This is a genomic window from Pantoea sp. X-Soil-OKNW-556 (genome assembly GCF_059730695.1).
In genome coordinates this window covers 124222-141849 of record NZ_AP035990.1, presented here as the reverse complement: position 1 = coordinate 141849, position 17628 = coordinate 124222, and the positions used below count along the sequence as shown (strand labels likewise).

Genomic DNA, 17628 nt, shown 5'->3' with positions numbered 1-17628 from the left:
CTATTGACGCATCAATTTGTCAACAGTTGCAAAGAACGTCAATACAAGGTGGGGTTATTTACAGAGAGTGTGAGTAACCGCAAGCAACGATAAAAAACACCCTTCAACCGGTAAGCCAATATTTAAAAAGGTGATAAAGCGCGCTATGCCGAGTGATTATCTGGTAAAACCACCAAATGACAGTGATTATCACCGCTAAAAAACATACAAATATTACCGGTAAATGTTGAATATATGAACGATTCCCCGTGCGTTATGACGTTCAGGCAGAGAAATATGCTGTACTAATGGCATAAGAAATCAGCAAAAAGCAAAAAGCGGTCATAAGAAGAATGTGTCGCGAATTAAGCGGCAGGCTGAGAAGTGGCAAGGGATTGATAGCCGTGAACAGGAATAATGACGACTAATGGACGATTGCCAGACGTAAGGGGTGAATTGTTAACTTTTAAAACTTAATCCTGGGCCACACCAGGCCGTAACGGCGCGATAAATCGCGCCGTTACGGATGATACAGACGAAAAAAAACCCGCTTTTACAAGCAGGTTTCTTAAATTTGGTCGGTGAGAGAGGATTCGAACCTCCGACCCCTTCGTCCCGAACGAAGTGCGCTACCAGGCTGCGCCACTCACCGATGGGGGCGCATCTTACTGCGCCACTCCGGGAGCGTCAATCCCTTTTTGTGCAATTCCATGCGATCGCCTGGAAAGCAGGCAGCGGAGAAAAAGCCCCCGCTGCTCAATAAGTTCAGGCAAAATTACAGCGGTTTGGCCTCAGAGGTAACCGCCGGTGCCTGACACCAGTTGTTCGCCGCTTTAATACCGCCGTCCGGTGAGGTATAGCCCAGACAGCCGAGAATGGTATCAAACAACTCGACGTGACGATGCGTCTTGCCAACACGCTGCTGCGCCTGTAAACGCTCAAAATTGCTGCGATTGTTGGGGTCGGCCAAATACTTATCCGAGGCCCAGACGATCATCGGTACCCGAAACTGCTCCGGTGGTGCCATCTCACGCGGTGTACCGTGCAGATGCATATTCTCGCTGATCGACTCACCGTGGTCAGCGGCATAAAACACAATCGCCTTCTTATCACGCAGCTGATCAAACACGCTATCGAGCATCGTATCGACGTATAAAATCGAGTTGTCATAAGCGTTAATCAACTGCGCTTTACTACAGGTTTCATCCACCCCCATACACTCCGGTTGGTAGCGGGCGAAGCTGCGCGGATAACGCTGCGAATACAGGTAATGTGAACCTTTGGTATGCAGCACCACCAGATGCTTACCTTGTGGATAACGCTCCAGCGATGCCTGCAATTCCGGCACCAGCAGCATATCATCCACCGGTTTTCCCTGATTACGCTTCTCAGAGCCAATTTGTTCGCGGAAAGAGAAGTTATTCACATCGGCGTTATCGTAAAACCACACTTCACTTTGCATGGCGAACAACTCGGAGGTGAAACCCAGTTCTTTCAGTACCGCGAAAATGTTCTGCTCTTTCAGGGTACGACCGGGATTATCCATCGTGCCGCCTTCGCGTACGAACATGCAGCGCAGCGACAGCTTAGTGGCGGTATCACAAGACTCGCCGCGGAACGCCACCAGGTTTTTCTCTTTCGAGAGCTTCGGCGTGGTATCGCGCTGATAGCCCAACAACCCCATATGGTCCCAGCGCGTGGTTTCACCAATCACAAACACCACGTAGGTATCATCAATTCCTGCCGGGGCCACATAAGTAAACTTTTTCGCCGGGTCCAGCAGCGCCTGACTGTCCACTTCTTCATCCAGTTTGGTCCAGGCAAACAGCCCCAGCGCGGCAATCCAGTTTGAAGGCAGATAGGAGTGCGCCACCACACCGCCGTAGCTGGGCAGATCGATATTGGTGATCTCTTCGTTGGCTTTTTGCAGCTTGTCAAAATAGCGAATCGGCAGCCACACCAGCGCCACGCTCAGCAACAGAATCAGGGTTGGTTTGATGCGCTGGCCTGGGGTTTTCAGCTGCTCAATCAGCGTCTTACTCAGGTTGTTGCGCCAAATCATCAGCAGCGGCAGGGCACTCACCAGCACCATCCACAGCACGAAATGCAGGCCGATCACTTCTTTTGACAGATCCACATCGGTGGTCATTACCGAGGCGACAATGCCATAGCCAATCACCACGTTAAAAAACGCCATGTAATAGGCGGCAGCAACCGAAATCACCACCAGCAGGCTGGCAAGCACGCGGTAAGCCCATTTACCGCCGAGCGACAAGAGTCGCATCAGGAAGAAGGTCAGCAGCACGGCGGCGACCACTTCAACCAGCGCCGAAGCCCAATTTGTCAGTGAGGATTTCGTCAGAAAGCCGTCAAATCGGCGATAAAAAATCGGCAAATTCAACAGAATGCCGATATACAGCGCGAGCATCAATGACAGTTTCTGCTGCGTTAAGGTCTTAATATAATTCATGAATTTATTTATTCCCGGCTGGTGTCGGAGCGGTAACCCTAAAGTGGGACTATGTAAAGGCAATAGAGTTCGCTTTTACCGCAGAAAAGCGTGATGCAAGGAACTGTTCGGGAGGAATCTGAACCGAGGGCATAGCAATTTTGCCGTAGCGGCGCGATTTATCGCGCGGGATTATTGTACAGGATAAAACCCGCGCGATAAATCGCGCCGCTACGAATAAGGCAGGTTTAGTTAATGATATTCAGCGTCACATCGATATTGCCACGGGTGGCATTAGAGTAAGGGCAGACGATATGCGCAGCATCGACCAGTTTCTGCGCTTCAGCGGCATCCATCCCCGGCAGATGAATATTCAGTTTGGCTTCAATACCAAAACCGTTGGGGATCGGGCCGATACCGACTTCACCTTCAATCCACGCATCTTTCGCAATGGCGAATTTATCGCGCGCCGCGACAAACTTCATCGCACCGAGGAAACAGGCAGAATAACCAGCAGCAAACAGTTGCTCCGGGTTAGTCACTTCACCGCCTGCACCGCCCATCTCTTTTGGCACGCCCAGTTTCACATCCAGCACGCCATCAGAAGAGGTAGCGCGGCCATCACGACCACCGGTGGCTTTGGCTTTTGCGGTATAAACAACTTTTTCTAAAGACATGATAACCTCACTAATTCGCTATTTTATCGCGCGCTACTTACATAGCGCAGCCTGATATGATACGGGTGCAGCGCACCCGCACTGAACTACTTCGCGCGATTCAGATTGTCGCGCAGATCATCCAACTGGTTTTTCAGCGCCAGCAGCGTCTCATCATCACAAGCCGCAGCGCATTTGATCGCTTCCGGAATGGATTCCGCTTTCTGGCGTAATGCCCTTCCCTCGTCGGTCAGGGTCACGACAACCTGACGTTCATCCTGACGCGAGCGCGCGCGGCGCAACAGCCCGGCGCTTTCCAGCCGTTTCAACAACGGCGTCAACGTAGCGGAGTCGAGAAACAGCTGCTCGCCGATCTCCGATACCGTCACATCATCCTGCGTCCACAGCACCAGCATCACCAGATATTGCGGATAGGTGATTTCCAGCTGTCCCAGCAGCTGACGATAGACCTTGTGCATCGCCAGATTCGCCGAATAGAGGGCGAAACAGAGATGCTGATCCAGCTTGAGTGGCGTCTGCGACACTTTTTTGTCATCTTGATTACTGTTCATGCGATTTAATATAGATAGCGCGCTAGACAATTGCAAGCTACTTTTTACGGAGCAAACAATGATGCGGGATTCACTGGAAGATCAGGCGCGTCACTATGCCACCCAGGCTCATGCCGAAGCCGGACAGCGGCGCAAATATACCGATGAACCCTATATCGTCCACCCGGCGGCGGTGGTCGAGCTGGTGCGTAGCGTGACCGATGACGAAGCAATGTTGGCAGCGGCCTGGCTGCACGACACGGTGGAAGACACCGCCAGCACTTTGGCAGACATCACCCGCCTCTTCGGCCCACGCGTGGCTGAACTGGTGGATATGCTCACCGACAGCGCTCAGCCACAGGCGAAAAACCGCGCGGCACGCAAGCTGGCCTACTTTCGCCATACCGCGCAGGCGTCACCCGAGGCGCAAACTATCAAACTGGCTGACATCATCGATAACACCCGTGCCATTGTGCAATTCGATGCCGACTTCGCCCGGGTTTATCTGGTGGAAAAACAGATACAAATTCAGCTGTTAAATGAAGGGGATAAACATCTCTGGCAGCAGGCGGATAACATAATTCGCCAGGGGCTGACCCAGTTGGCGCAGCCGCCGCACAGCGTGCCGGAGAGTTGGTTTGTGAAGCAGGCGGCCAAATATGGGGTGATGCTGACCAACCCTGACACATAAATCGCGCCGCTACGACTGCCGGTGCTCATGACAAACAAAAAAAACCCGCCATCAAGGCGGGTCAGAACCGAATAGTCGGTGTTTACTCAAGTAGTTGTCGACCCAGATAGGGATTAGCCTGCAACAGCTTCATCAATTTACGCGCCGTAGCGGAAGGGCGCGTACGTTGCGCCTCCCAGCTTTTCACTGAAGAGACGCTCACCCCCATCACGCGGGCAAATTCATCAACCTGCATGCCGGTCATCTCTCGTAAACGCTGTGGCTCGGGAACTGACGCCTTTTGAAGGGCGATTTCAGATACAGAAGGCTGTGCATCACGTGTCAAAACAATCTGCTCAAGACTACTAAGTAACTCGACCATTGGATCTTTTATTTCCATAGAGAACTCCTTAAAACTCACTATGAATCACGTGAAAGTAGAGAGGTAAAGCGTCCGCAAACGCTGAAACCGACCGGTTCAGGCTGCATCCCGCAACGGTTTAAGAAGATTTATTATGAAACCGCTACGGGACACAGCCTGTTGCACACTGCGATAAAGATGCCAGAACAATGCAACAATTGGCCGGGTTTTAAGTATGGGTCAGATCCCCGGCTTTGCTGCTTTTTTAATGATGATTTATTGATCTAAATTATGCTCAGACCGGATCGATCACCATAAGTAACTGACCCGACTGTACTTGCTGCCCGACCTGTCGTTGCAGGCTATGGATTTTTCCGCTAACTGGCGCGACGATCGGGATTTCCATCTTCATTGACTCGAGAATACCAACGGTAGCCCCCGCTTCAATGTCACTGCCTGGTGCCACCAACCACTGCCAGACACTGCCTGCCACCTGACTCTCCACGCCACAACAATCGGCGGGAATACGGGTCTCTTCATCGGCCGACTCCGGCAACTGGCTATCAAAGGTAAACTGCCCTTCAGCGCGCCAGCGCGCCAGCTCGCTGTCGAACGCCTGCTGACGCTGCTGCTGAAAGCGGTCAATGTCCATCGCCTGCTGTGCCAGCAACGCCTGATAATCGTCGAGGCGGAATTCCCCCTCCTCCATCCGCAGTGGATAATCCCCCCACGGAAAACGTTCACGAATCTCCAGCAGCTCGTCAGCGCTCACTGGATAGAAACGGATCTGGTCGAAGAAGCGGAGCAGCCAGGGTTGGCTAAACGCTGACGTTTGGCGGTCACGGTTCCACATCTGCAAGGTGCGCCCGACAAACTGATAACCCCCTGGTCCTTCCATGCCGTATACGCACAGATAGGCACCACCGATACCCACCGAGTTCTCCGCCGTCCAGGTGCGCGCCGGATTGTATTTGGTGGTCACTAAGCGATGACGCGGATCAAGCGGAGTCGCTACCGGTGCGCCGAGATACACATCGCCCAGCCCCATCACCAGATACGCGGCGCTGAACAGAATCTCTTTCACCGCCTCAACGCTCTCCAGACCGTTGATACGACGGATAAATTCGATGTTGCTCGGACACCAGGGCGCATTGGGTCGGACAGACTGGCTATAGCGTTGGATCGCGATACGGCAGGCTTCATCATCCCAGCTGAGCGGCAGCCACACGGTGCGCGAAGGCACGGCGGCATCAGCTAAGGTTCCCAGTACATTATCTGCGTGCAAGATGTGCGCCAGAAGCTCACTTCTTGAACAAAGCTGCGCGTCGTAATGAACCTGTAAGGAACGGATGCCTGGCGTCAATTCCAGCTGACCCGGCAGCGGATGGGCCTCCAGCCACTGCATCAACGCATGGACACGAAAACGCAGCGCGATATCTAACAGAAGATCGCCATACTCCACCAACAGAAAACGGTCACCGGCGGCGCGTACACAAAGCGATGGCAGCGCACCGGTTGCTGCATGTTGGTGCAGCACTGGATCAATCAGGGGCAGCGCTGCGCTTACCGTTAACGGTTGAGGTTGCAGGCTGGCGATCTCCTCACGTTGCGCTTGCGCCAGTTGATCGGCGCTCGCCAGATCGATCGGCAGAAACTGCACCCGATCCCCGGCTTTCAACTGACCGAGCTTCCACAGATCGGCCTCAACCACCGTGGCCGGACACACAAACCCGCCGAGTGACGGGCCATCCGGGCCGAGGATCACCGGCATATCGCCGGTAAAATCGACGGTGCCAAAAGCATAAGCATTGTCGTGGATATTGGAGGGATGCATCCCCGCTTCGCCACCATCACTACGCGCCCAGGTGGGTTTCGGCCCGATAAGACGAATGCCGGTGCGGCTGGAGTTGTAGTGCACCTGCCACTCAGCGGCGAAAAACTCACGGATATCGTCGTCGGTAAAGAAAGTCGGTGCGCCATGCGGCCCATAAATCACCCGCAACTGCCAGTGGCCGCTCAGCTCAGGCAACAACGCCTGCGGCAGCTGCGCCTCGGGCAATTCGGCCGGTGCCGCCAGATGCAGTACATCCCCCGCCCGTAGCGCGCGCCCGGCATGACCACCAAATTTGCCCAGCGTAAAAGTGCTGCGGCTGCCCAGATAACGCGGTGTATCCAATCCACCGGCCAGCAGCAGATAACTGCGGCTACCGTCACGCACGTCGCCCAGCGTCAGAGTTTGTCCGGCCTGCGCGCAGATAATCTGGTTCATTGCCAGCGAGTGTTGATCAAGCTGCGCCGCCAGGGGGGCGCCAGTCAGGACAAAACTACAGCGTTGGTTGAAACGTAAGGTTGGTCCACGCAGGGTGATTTCCAGCCCGGCAGCCAGCGGATCATTGTCCAACAGGCGGTTACCCAACTGGAAGGCACGGCTGTCGAACGGGCCGGAGGGCGGGACGCCGACATGCCAGTAGCCGACACGGCCCGGCGCATCCTGTACCGTGGTCAGGGTACCGCCGCTGATTATATCCAGCGTCGGCGGCTGCCACTGCACGCCGCCAAGGGTGGCGGTAATGATGCGTCCCTGCTGCACCTCCGCGAGGGTCAGCAGATGGCGCAGCCATAACAGGTTGGTTTCGATGCCATACAGTTCCGTCGCGTTCAGCGCCTGCGCCAGTCCGGTCAACGCCTGATCGCGATCTGCACCCTGCACAATCACCTTTGCCAGCATCGGATCGTAGAACGGCGAAACCTCCATGCCACCTTCGACGCTGCTGTCGACGCGCAATGTGACGTTTTCCACCTCAGCAGGAAATGCCACATAGCTCAGCAGACCGGCGCTGGGCTGGAACTGCTTCGCCGGGTCTTCGGCGTACAACCGCACCTGAATGGCGTGGCCGTTTGCCACTGGCTGCAAACTGGTGAGCGGCGCTAGCGTCTGCTGTGCCAACTCAACCATCCAGCGCACCAAATCCACGCCGTACACCATCTCGGTGACGCCATGTTCCACCTGTAAACGGGTGTTCACTTCCAGGAACCAGAACTGCTGGCTGCCCTCGTCATAAACATATTCCACCGTCCCGGCGCTGCGGTAGTTCACCGCACGTCCCAGCCGGACTGCGGTAGCCTGTAACTCCGCACGTACCGCGTCACTCAGGCCCGGTGCCGGGGTTTCTTCCATCACTTTCTGATTACGGCGTTGTGCCGAGCAATCACGCTCGCCCAGCGCAATCACCTCGCCTGCGCCGTCGCCAAAGATCTGCACTTCGATATGACGCGCACGGGCGATAAATTTCTCTAAAAATACGCCATCGTCGGCGAAATTGTTGCCTGCCAGACGTTTTACGCGGGTAAAGGCATCAGCCAGTTGCTGCGCATCATCGCAACGCTGCATACCAATGCCGCCACCACCCGCGGTGCTTTTCAGCATCACCGGATAGCCGATTTCCGTTGCGGCAGCCTGTGCCTGCTCCAGTGAAGTCAGCAGTCCACTGCCCGACAGCAACGGCACATTATTTTCTTGCGCCAGTGCGCGGGCGCGATGCTTCAGACCAAAGGCCGCCATCTGCTGCGCGTTCGGTCCGAGAAAATGCAGGCCCGCGGCCTCGCAGCGGTTAACAAATTCGGGGTTTTCACTCAGGAAACCGTAACCAGGGTGCAGCGCCTGCGCGCCGCTCTCGGCGGCAATCGCCAGCAGCTTGTCCTGGTTCAGATAGGTATCGCGCACCTGGCCTGCGCCCAGCGACCAGGCTTCATCGGCCAGCCGCACATGGCGCGCATGACGATCGGCTTCGGCATACACCGCAATCGCCTTAATGTTCATCGCTTGTAAGGTGCGGATAATGCGCACCGCAATCGCGCCACGGTTGGCAATCAATACACGCTCAATCATGACTTCTACTCTCTTTCCGGCAGGTCGTCCTGCGCTGGCATTGACGGCAGATAACGGGTCGTCCCGTTGCGTCAGATGATCACCACACGCTGACTAAAATCGGCGTGGGGTTGTAACCGTTGCAGGGGTTGTTGAGCTGCGGGCAGTTGGAAATCAGCACCAGGATATTCATCTGCGCCACCAACTCGACATATTTACCCGGCGCGGAGATACCGTCAGCAAAGGTCAGCCCACCTTCGTGCGTCACCGGCACGTTCATGAAAAAGTTGATGTTGTGGGTGATATCGCGGCGCGTCAGGCCGTACTCCGGGTGCTCCGCTACTGCCAGCATCCAACTGTCGCGGCAGGCGTGCATATGACGCTTTTCGAGGTCATAACGCACCGTGTTGCTTTCCGTGGCACAGGCACCGCCAAGGGTGTCGTGGCGGCCACAGGTATCGGCGACGATGGTCAACATCGGGCGATCGTCATTGGAACGCAGCACGCTGCCTGCGGTAAGGAACACGTTGTGCTGGCCACGCAGCGTGTCGCTCATGCTGTAGCGCTCGGCAGTATCGTCGGCATTGAAAAACAGCGTGTCCGCCGCCTGATTGCCTTCCAGATCGGTAATACGCAACGTCTGACCTTTTTCGATGCGATGCAGCCAGTAATCCCCGGCACCAATCTGCTGCTGAACATGCGCCTCAGCCGGATTAAGTAAACTTTCTTTGATCATCACAACTCTCCCTGCAATTGATAAAGGGCGTTATTGCGCAGACCGCGCTGGTTTTCCGCGCGTTGCAGGCAAATCTCCGGCAGCGGCGCGCGTTGCGCGTCAATCTGCAATCCCAGCGGCGCGTGCGGATAGTCACCGCCTGGCGTCAGTGGATGCGGGCAGGTATGCAGCAGCACCAGCGTATCCATCGCGAAACGCAGCCGTACTTCGGCACCCTGCGCGCCCTGCTGCTCACGTTGCAACGTACCGTTGTCGTCGGCGCGTACCTGGGCGAAAAAGTTGATGCAGGCCGCCATATCCCGCTTGCCAAGACCATATTTCGCCAGCTCGACAAGGAAACTGTCGTAGCCGTTCTGATGGCGCTGATTACGCGCCTGCTGATAATCGCTGGAGCCAAATAACGCGGCGGTCTGCTGCGCATTCAGCGTGCCGCACACGCTCTCGTGCCAGCCGAAGCTGTCGGCTTCAATGCCACAGAAGATGCGCCCCATGTCGGAGTAGAGGCAGTGCCCGGCAGTCAGGCGAAAGGTGTGCTGACACTTGAGGGTGTCCGGCGCGTTGTAACGCTCCAGCAAGTTTTCCGGGTTGTAAAACAACATGCCAACATTGGCTCCGCCTGCCACATCAGTGAGGGTCAGCGCGCTGCCGCTGCGCATCACAAATGACCAGTGCGAGCCAGCCGGTAATTGGGTTTGATACGAAGTCGTCATCATTCTCTCCTTCAGGCAACCTGCGATTCCGGCAACGCTGCATCGGCAGGTCGCTGCCGATCGAGCGGCAGGTCGTAGGTAATGGTTGCGCCCCAGGCTTCCGGCGCGTGGGGATCGTGGCGCAGTTTGTCGAACACCAGCAGACGCGAGGCGAGGCTGAAACCCTCTTTCAGATCGTGGGTGATCATAAAGATGGTCAGACCGTGCTGCTGCCAAAGCTGGGTGATCAGCTGGTGCATTTCACTACGGATGCCCGGATCGAGCGCGCCAAAGGGTTCATCCAGCAGCAAAATACGCGGCTGCTTCATCAATGCCTGCGCCAGCGCCAGACGCTGCTGCATCCCGCCGGACAGTTGGTGCGGATACTTACTTTGCGCATGTTCAAGGCCCACCTGCGCCAGCATCGCCTGCGCACGCTGACGGATCGCCTGACGCTTACGTCCCCAGACGCGCCCCAGCCAACGGGCGGTGCTGAACTCTTCCGCCAGCATCACGTTGCCCAGCACCGTCAGATGCGGGAACACCGAATAGCGTTGAAACACCACGCCGCGATGGGCATCGGGTTCATCGGGGATCGGTTCGCCATCCAGCAGCAATTGACCTTTGGTGGGGGCTTCGGTGCCGAGCAGCATATTGAGGAAGGTGGTTTTGCCGCAGCCGGACGCCCCGACAATCGCCACAAACTCCCCCTCTTCCACGCTGATGTTCAGACGTTCCAGCACCACTTGCTGACCGTAGTGCTTCTCAAGATTTTTCAGTTGCAGTAAGGGCATGATGCGCTCCTTATTTGGCCTTTCAGGCACTTATGCGTCGCGGCGCTACCGACCGACCTATTAGGCTTTACTTGGCGTAGTACCACGGCCAACAGCGACGACTAATCAGCCGCAGCAGCAGGTCGAGGGCAAAGGCCAGCAGGGTGATCCAGGCGACGTAAGGCAAAATCACGTCCATCGCCAGATAGCGACGCATCAGGAAGATGCGATAACCGAGTCCTTCGGTGGCAACAATCGCTTCTGCGGCGATCAGGAACAGCCACGCCGAACTGAGCGACAGACGCACCGCATCGAACAGGCGCGGCATCAGTTGTGGCAGGATCACCCGCCACAAAATCTGTGCGCTGTGGCCGCCCAGCGTCTGTGCTTTCACCAGTTGCTCGCGCGGGATTTTCTCCACCTGGAGTTGCAAATCACGCGCAATCAGCGGGGTGATGCCAATCACAATCAGCACCACTTTCGACACTTCGCCAAGGCCAAAGCAGATAAACAGAATCGGCAGAATCGCCAGCGGTGGCACCAGCGCGAACAGCGTCACCAGCGGGGCCAGCACCGCGCGTACCACCGGCAGCGCGCCGGTGAACAGGCCAATCGCCAGCGCCAGCATCGCGCTGATCAGTACGCCACTCAGCAAACGCATCAGGCTGGCGGCGGTGTCGGTCCACAGCAGATATTCACCGGTGCGCGGGCTGGGCTGAAACGCCATCCGGTTGATGGCGTCGCCCATCGCGTTAAAACCCGGCAGCAGCTTATCCGCCGCATTGAGGCTTAAACGCGCATCCGACGCGAACAGATAGACCAGCAGCACCGCCAGCAGCGGCAGCACACCGAGCAACAGGCGGCCCATCGGCAGCGGTTGGTAGTTGATCAGTTTACGCATCGGATTTGCCTCCGCTTACAGCTGGCCTGCGGCCGCCAGTTTGGTGAACTCATCGGTGAAACGCAGTTTGATGTTACCTGCGTTGCCCCAGTTACCGGCCGGTGTCTCCACGCCAACCACATCTGCGCTCGGCGCCGCCTCACCCAACAAACCGTGTTTGAAGGAGAACTCGGCGACCAACTGCATCGTGGCTTTCAACTGGGGACTGTCGACGAAATCGAGGGTGGTTTTGGCATCGCTGAACAGATGCGTTGCCGCCAGTTGCTGGTCAAAACCCGCAAGATCGGTGCCTGACTCCTGCGCCATAAAGGTGCGGGCTTTTTTCGCCGTCGCCCCTTCACCTGCCATCGTTTGCAGGGTTTCATACCAGGCACCGGTCAGCGCTTTGCCCAGCTGAGGGTATTTCTTCAGGGTGTTGGTGTTGACCACCAGCAGGTCAAGAATTTCGCCCGGGATCTGCGCCGAGGAGAAAACCAGATGGCTGTTCGGCACCTTCTTCGCTTCCGCCAGCAGCGGGTTCCAGGTGACGATGGAGCTGACGTCCGGCGTGCCAAACGCCGCCACCAGATCGGCATCGGCGGTGTTCACTACCTTGACGTCTTTCTCGCTCATACCGGATTTCTCCAGTGCGCGAGCCAGCAGGTAATGTGATACCGACAATTGCACCAGGTTGATCGGTTTGCCCTTCAGCGCCGCCACGCTATCCGCGCCTTTCAGCAGGATACCGTCGTTACCGTTGGAGTAGTCGCCGACAATCAGCGCGGTGCTATCAACGCCGCCGGTGGCCGGAATGGTCAGGGCATCCATGTTGGTCATGGTGCAGCCATCAAAGCCGCCTGCGGTGTATTGGTTGACCGACTCGATATAGTCGTTGACCTGTACAAACTGGATGTCGATGCCGTATTTATCGGCCCATTTTTTCACGATGCCGTTCTGTTGGGCGTAATCCCACGGCATCCAGCCTGCATAGATGGACCAGCAAATCTTGAAGGAAGGTTTCGCGGCGGCCAGCGTGTTAACGCTGAACAGCGCGATGGTGCAAAGCAACAGCAAACGAAGGCAGGCTTTGATCATGGTGGTTCCTCTGACGTTAGCGGACGAATAAAGCAGGAGGCGGCGAGTAACGATCTCGCTTTCCTCCCGGGCTTTTATCCCGCCGTGTAACCGTCAGAGGACGGTCGGTCACTCTCGGACCAGCATCTCGCGATCGGAACCCTAGTGACCCATTGCAAATTGTCTGGCGACATCGGTTACCCGCTATCGCTCCTGCATCTGCTAATAGTCAGGCAAAAAAAGTGCCAATATTATATGAAATTGAAATATATGGATTATTTATAAAAAACCGCGCCAGGACGGCCTAAAGATGCACAGCGATGCAGCAACCACGCACCAGGATGTTGCAGGCAAACAGGCTGGAAGTTGACGCCCTTCTCACTTTTCATCTGGCACGAAAAAACTTTTTCTTAACGATCATAGGGTTATTTATTCATTACCGAACCAATTAAAAATTGGTTCACTTCTTGCCTAAGCTGATAACAGCCCCCTCCCGTAGCGGCGCGATTTATCGCGCAGGTCTAAGCAGCCGTGAAACAGCTTAAGCGCGCGATAAATCGCGCCGCTACGATTAGGGCAGCATGACGCGTTTAATCGCATCGCAACATCTTTGATGAATAACCAGGCGAACCAATTATGAATGACACGCCAAAACCTGCCATCAACTCCAGTTCCGCACTGGAGCAATTGCGCCAGCTGATTCAACAGCAGGAGCACACGCCCGATCGCGCACTGCCGACCGAACGTGAACTGGCCGAACGCTTTGGCGTGGGTCGTCGTGAAATCCGTCGCGCGCTGGATGTGCTGGAAGAAGAAGGCCGCATCTGGCGTAAACAGGGCAAAGGCACCTTCGTTGGCCCGGCCGCACCGGTGCAGCCACTGGCGCTGCATGATTTGCCACAGCAGTCGAATCTGCTGGAAGTGATGGAAGCGCGGCTACAGCTGGAGCCAGGTTTGGCGCGTCTTGCTGCGCTGCGCGCCAGTAAAGAACAGATCGCCCTGATGAAGCGCCTGATTGAACGCATGCAGGGCATTGTCGCGCCGGAAGATGGCGACCAGCACGAGCTGTGGGATAGCGCCTTTCACCGCGCCATTGCCGAAGCCGCCGGTAACCGCCTGATGCTGGGACTGTTCGATGCCATCGATGCGGTGCGCCGCGATCCAGGCTGGCAGCATCTGCGGGTGCAGGCGCGTACCCCGGCGCGCCTTGATAACTACGACAACCACCATCAGCGCCTGCTGAACCATATCGCCAACCGCCAGCCCCATGAGGCGGCCGCAGCGATGCGTGAGCACCTGCTGGCGCTGCAACAGGCGCTGATGGAAACCCTGTACACCGGCCATGAGGAGACGCCATGAGCGCCCAACCTGTGTTATCGGTCAACAACCTGCGCGTGCAGTTTCGCGGCTCGCCGGTCACGGTGCTGGACGACATCTCCCTGACGCTGCACGCCGGGGAAACGCTGGCGCTGGTCGGCGAATCCGGCTGCGGCAAAAGCATCACCTCGCTGACGCTCATGGGCCTGCAACCCGGCAGCGCACAAATTTTACAGGGTGAGATGCGCTTTGATGGCCGCGACCTGCGCGCACTCAGCAGCAGCGACTACGCCAGTCTGCGCGGCAATCAGTTGGCGATGATTTTTCAGGAGCCGATGACCTCGCTGAACCCGGCCTTTACGCTGGGCGACCAACTGAGCGAAGCGGTGATACGCCACCGTAACGTTGATCGTCGTACCGCGATGGCGACCGCGCTATCGATTCTGCAAAAGGTGCAGATTCCGGCGGCAGAAATGCGTCTCAAGGCTTATCCACATCAGCTTTCCGGTGGGATGCGCCAGCGCGTAATGATTGCCATGGCATTGATCAATCAGCCGAAATTGCTGATCGCCGATGAACCGACCACCGCGCTCGACGTTACCATTCAGGCGCAAATCCTCGACCTGCTCAACACCCTGAAACAGGAAACCGGCACGGCGGTGCTGATGATCACCCACGACCTCGGCGTCGTGGCGGAAGTGGCGCAGCGCGTGGCGGTGATGTACGCCGGTCAGGTGGTGGAGAGCGGCACGGTGGAAGCGATTTTCAACGATCCGCAACATCCCTACACCATCGGGCTGATGGGATCGATCCCCAGCCTCAGCGCGCGCAGTGGCGCGCTGGCGACCATTCCCGGCGCCGTACCGCTACCGGAGAACATGCCCGCAGGCTGCCGTTTCGCTACCCGCTGTCCGTTTGCAGAACAGCGCTGCCATCACAACCGTCCGACGCTGCGCGCGCTGGCAACCGATCATCAGGTGGCCTGTTTTCGCGCCCCACTGGAACAGCACGTTACGCTGGGAGAGATCGCATGAAACCGATTTTAGAATGTCGCGACTTAAGCAAAACCTTCGCCGGACCGCATCGTCTGTTTAAACGCAATCACGGCGTCACCGCAGTGGATCGCGTGTCATTACAGGTGATGCCAGGCGAAACCCTGGCGATTGTCGGTGAGTCCGGCTCCGGTAAATCGACGCTGGGACGTCTGCTGCTGCGCCTGCTCGGTGCCAGTAGCGGCGAGGTGATGTACGAGGGCGAGAGCATCACCCACGCCAGCGGGGCGCGCCTTAACCAATTGCGTCGCGAATTACAGATTATCTTCCAGGACCCGTTCGCCTCGCTCAATCCCCGCATGACGGTACAAGAGATTGTCGGTGAGCCGTTATGGTTGCACGACAAACTGAACCGTGAGGCGCGCCATGCGCGCGTGGCGGAGCTGTTGCGCACCGTCGGTCTGCCCTCAGCCTGGGCGGAGCGTTATCCGCACGAGTTTTCCGGTGGTCAGCGCCAGCGCATCGGCATTGCGCGCGCCCTCGCCTCGCGGCCGAAATTATTACTGGGCGATGAGCCGGTATCGGCGCTGGATGTCTCAGTGCAGGCCCAGGTGGTGAACCTGCTGGAGAGCCTGAAGCAGCAATTTGGACTGACGATGATCATCGTGGCGCACGGTCTGGCGGTAATTCGTCATATGAGCGACCGCGTGGCGGTGATGTACCTCGGCCAGATTGTCGAGCTGGCAACCGTCGATGAAATTTTCGATGCGCCGCTCCATCCCTATACCCAGGCGTTAATCGCTTCTGCGCCGCAGATGCAGCCCGGAGCCAACCGTTCCATCCCGATGTTGCAGGGCGATCTGCCGAATCCGGCCAATCCCCCCACCGGATGCCGTTTCCATACCCGCTGCCCGTGGGCCACCGCCGAATGCCGCCAGTTTGAACCGATCAACCAGGTACTGAGTGGTGGGCGACAGATCGCCTGCCACCGCTGGCAGGAGATTAACCGTGACCGCAGCGCGATTGTGATTGCGCCACCCTCCGCCGCCTTTTTACGTCGCCGTGCGCTGTTCGAGCAGGCGGTCAATCAGCAAGCCTAACCCTCTGGAGATAAGCCGTGAAGAAAGCGTTATTAACTGCCCTTAGTGGTCTGATGTTGCTGGGTGCCAGTGCGCACAGCCATGCTGAAAGCGTGATTCGTATCGGGTTGGGTGCTGACCCGGACATGCTCGATCCGCATCTGGCGCGTACCTACTATGGGCGTTTTGTGTTTGCGGCCATGTGCGACCGTCTGGTCGATGTCGATGAGAACCTGAAAGTGATTCCTGGCCTCGCCACCGATTGGGCGTGGAGCGACGACGGCAAAACCCTGACCATGAACCTGCGCGACGGTGTGACCTTCCACGATGGTGAGAAATTCGATGCCAACGCGGTGAAATTCAACATCGAACGTGCGCTGACCCTGCCGGGTTCACTGCGTAAAAGCGAAATATCCTCGATTCAGAGCGTCGAAGTGACCGGGCCGTTGCAGGTGAAATTCCACCTGAAAACCCCGGATGCCGCGCTGCTCAGCCAGTTGACCGACCGTGCCGGTGCAATGTTAGCGCCAGAAGCCGCGAAGAAACCCGACTTCGCCACCCATCCGGTCTGCTCCGGTCCGTACCAGTTTGAAAGCCGCGTGCAGCAGGACCGCATCGTGCTGAAACGCTTTGATCATTACTGGAACAAAGGCGCGTACCACTTCGATAAAGTGATTTTCCTGCCGATTCCTGATGCCTCCGTGCGCCTCGCCAACCTGCGCGCGGGCGATCTCGACCTGACCGAAGGCGTGGCGGCCAGCGATGTGAAAACTGTCGAAGGCGACAGCAAGCTGGCGCTGGCGAAAGTTACCGGTCTTGGCTATCAGGGCATCACCTTCAACATTAACAACGGCAAAGTCGATGCCAACAGCCCGCTGAAAGATCCGCGCGTGCGGGAAGCCTTCTCGCTGGCGATTGATCGCGATGCGCTGAATCAGGTGGCATTCGAAGGTTTGTACACCCCGGCTAATCAGGCGTTTTCCCCGGTCAGCCCGTATCACGTCAACCTTCCAACTCCAGCGCGTGATGTGGAGAAAGCCAAAGCGCTGCTGAAGGCGGCGGGCGTCACCACCCCACTGAATCTGACGTTGCTGGTCACCAACAACCCGACCGCGCAGCAGGTCGGTCAGGTGCTTCAGGCGATGGTGAGCGAAGCAGGTTTCAACCTCAATCTGCAAATGAGCGAGTTCGCGACCCTGCTGGATCGTCAGCAGCGCGGTGATTATCAGCTCAGCCTGTCCGGCTGGTCTGGCCGTCCTGATCCCGATGGCAGCATCTATTCGTTTATTAACAGCAAAGGCACCCTCAACGATGGTCGCTACAGCAACCCGCAGGTGGATGAATGGCTGAACGCGGCGCGTTTAACCAACGATCAGGCACAACGCCAGGCGCTTTACACCAAGGTAGTGAACCAACTGCAAACCGATATGCCGATTGCTTACCTCTACTTTGAGCCACGTATTTTTGGCATGACGAAAAAATTGCAGGGCTTTAAAGCCTGGCCGGACGGGCTGGTGCGCCTGGCAGGCGTGAGCATGGCGCAGTAAGCCGCTA

The 17628-nt window shown here is 57.0% G+C and carries 15 protein-coding genes, 1 tRNA gene and 1 riboswitch; of the genes, 5 read left to right on the top strand and 11 right to left on the bottom strand.

The genetic code is table 11. The annotated features are described in order from the left end of the window. Positions 1–554 precede the first annotated feature (554 nt). From AC6I8T_RS00650 to AC6I8T_RS00635, 4 genes are all read right to left on the bottom strand, one after another. Positions 555–631: transfer RNA gene (locus AC6I8T_RS00650), tRNA-Pro, on the bottom strand. A 123-nt stretch (positions 632–754) separates the two neighbouring features. After that, positions 755–2449: a kdo(2)-lipid A phosphoethanolamine 7''-transferase gene (gene eptB, locus AC6I8T_RS00645; protein ID WP_497833421.1), complete on the bottom strand. Its 1695-nt coding sequence runs from the start codon at positions 2447–2449 to the stop codon at positions 755–757. 227 nt (positions 2450–2676) lie between these two features. Continuing rightward, complete coding sequence (locus AC6I8T_RS00640; RefSeq protein ID WP_013507301.1) at positions 2677–3105, bottom strand: organic hydroperoxide resistance protein; 429 nt, start codon at positions 3103–3105, stop codon at positions 2677–2679. 86 nt (positions 3106–3191) lie between these two features. Continuing rightward, positions 3192–3656 carry a MarR family winged helix-turn-helix transcriptional regulator gene (locus tag AC6I8T_RS00635; protein ID WP_013507300.1) on the bottom strand — a complete coding sequence of 155 codons (465 nt, stop codon included), beginning with the start codon at positions 3654–3656 and terminating at the stop codon, positions 3192–3194. A gap of 61 nt (positions 3657–3717) precedes the next feature. Between AC6I8T_RS00635 and AC6I8T_RS00630 the strand changes: the two genes are divergently transcribed. Then, positions 3718–4326 (top strand): HD domain-containing protein, encoded by a 609-nt coding sequence (locus tag AC6I8T_RS00630; RefSeq protein WP_208725480.1) that lies wholly within the window; start codon positions 3718–3720, stop codon positions 4324–4326. Positions 4327–4408: 82 nt separating this feature from the next. Here AC6I8T_RS00630 and AC6I8T_RS00625 read toward each other — a convergent pair whose 3' ends face one another. The 7 genes from AC6I8T_RS00625 to AC6I8T_RS00595 form a co-directional block, all read right to left on the bottom strand. After that, positions 4409–4705: an HTH-type transcriptional regulator gene (locus AC6I8T_RS00625; protein WP_021183741.1), complete on the bottom strand. Its 297-nt coding sequence runs from the start codon at positions 4703–4705 to the stop codon at positions 4409–4411. Positions 4706–4961: 256 nt separating this feature from the next. After that, positions 4962–8555 carry an urea carboxylase gene (uca, locus tag AC6I8T_RS00620; protein WP_497833420.1) on the bottom strand — a complete coding sequence of 1198 codons (3594 nt, stop codon included), beginning with the start codon at positions 8553–8555 and terminating at the stop codon, positions 4962–4964. Positions 8556–8634: 79 nt separating this feature from the next. Further along, entirely contained in the window at positions 8635–9270 is a 636-nt protein-coding gene (locus AC6I8T_RS00615; RefSeq protein WP_208724511.1) for an urea amidolyase associated protein UAAP2, read from the bottom strand. Next, positions 9270–9980, bottom strand: a complete 711-nt coding sequence (locus tag AC6I8T_RS00610) for an urea amidolyase associated protein UAAP1 (RefSeq protein WP_497834276.1) — start codon at positions 9978–9980, stop codon at positions 9270–9272. The genes AC6I8T_RS00615 and AC6I8T_RS00610 overlap by 1 nt, the downstream gene beginning before the upstream one ends. Before the next feature lie 11 nt (positions 9981–9991). Continuing rightward, complete coding sequence (locus tag AC6I8T_RS00605) at positions 9992–10753, bottom strand: ABC transporter ATP-binding protein (protein WP_021183737.1); 762 nt, start codon at positions 10751–10753, stop codon at positions 9992–9994. 67 nt (positions 10754–10820) lie between these two features. Beyond that, complete coding sequence (locus AC6I8T_RS00600; protein ID WP_021183736.1) at positions 10821–11633, bottom strand: ABC transporter permease; 813 nt, start codon at positions 11631–11633, stop codon at positions 10821–10823. A 15-nt stretch (positions 11634–11648) separates the two neighbouring features. Further along, positions 11649–12707 carry a putative urea ABC transporter substrate-binding protein gene (locus AC6I8T_RS00595; RefSeq protein ID WP_208724510.1) on the bottom strand — a complete coding sequence of 353 codons (1059 nt, stop codon included), beginning with the start codon at positions 12705–12707 and terminating at the stop codon, positions 11649–11651. 61 nt (positions 12708–12768) lie between these two features. Then, positions 12769–12863: riboswitch (guanidine-I (ykkC/yxkD leader) on the bottom strand. A 459-nt stretch (positions 12864–13322) separates the two neighbouring features. Here AC6I8T_RS00595 and AC6I8T_RS00590 point away from each other — a divergent pair. The 4 genes from AC6I8T_RS00590 to AC6I8T_RS00575 are packed head-to-tail and all read left to right on the top strand — an operon-like array spanning position 13323 to position 17621. Further along, positions 13323–14045, top strand: a complete 723-nt coding sequence (locus AC6I8T_RS00590) for a FadR/GntR family transcriptional regulator (protein ID WP_021183733.1) — start codon at positions 13323–13325, stop codon at positions 14043–14045. Beyond that, complete coding sequence (locus AC6I8T_RS00585) at positions 14042–15037, top strand: ABC transporter ATP-binding protein (protein ID WP_021183732.1); 996 nt, start codon at positions 14042–14044, stop codon at positions 15035–15037. Before AC6I8T_RS00590 ends, AC6I8T_RS00585 begins: the two co-directional genes overlap by 4 nt. Continuing rightward, on the top strand, positions 15034–16095 hold the full coding sequence (locus AC6I8T_RS00580) for an ABC transporter ATP-binding protein (protein WP_497833419.1): 1062 nt from the start codon (positions 15034–15036) through the stop codon (positions 16093–16095). Before AC6I8T_RS00585 ends, AC6I8T_RS00580 begins: the two co-directional genes overlap by 4 nt. A gap of 53 nt (positions 16096–16148) precedes the next feature. Next, on the top strand, positions 16149–17621 hold the full coding sequence (locus tag AC6I8T_RS00575) for an ABC transporter substrate-binding protein (protein ID WP_036625909.1): 1473 nt from the start codon (positions 16149–16151) through the stop codon (positions 17619–17621). Positions 17622–17628 lie beyond the last annotated feature (7 nt).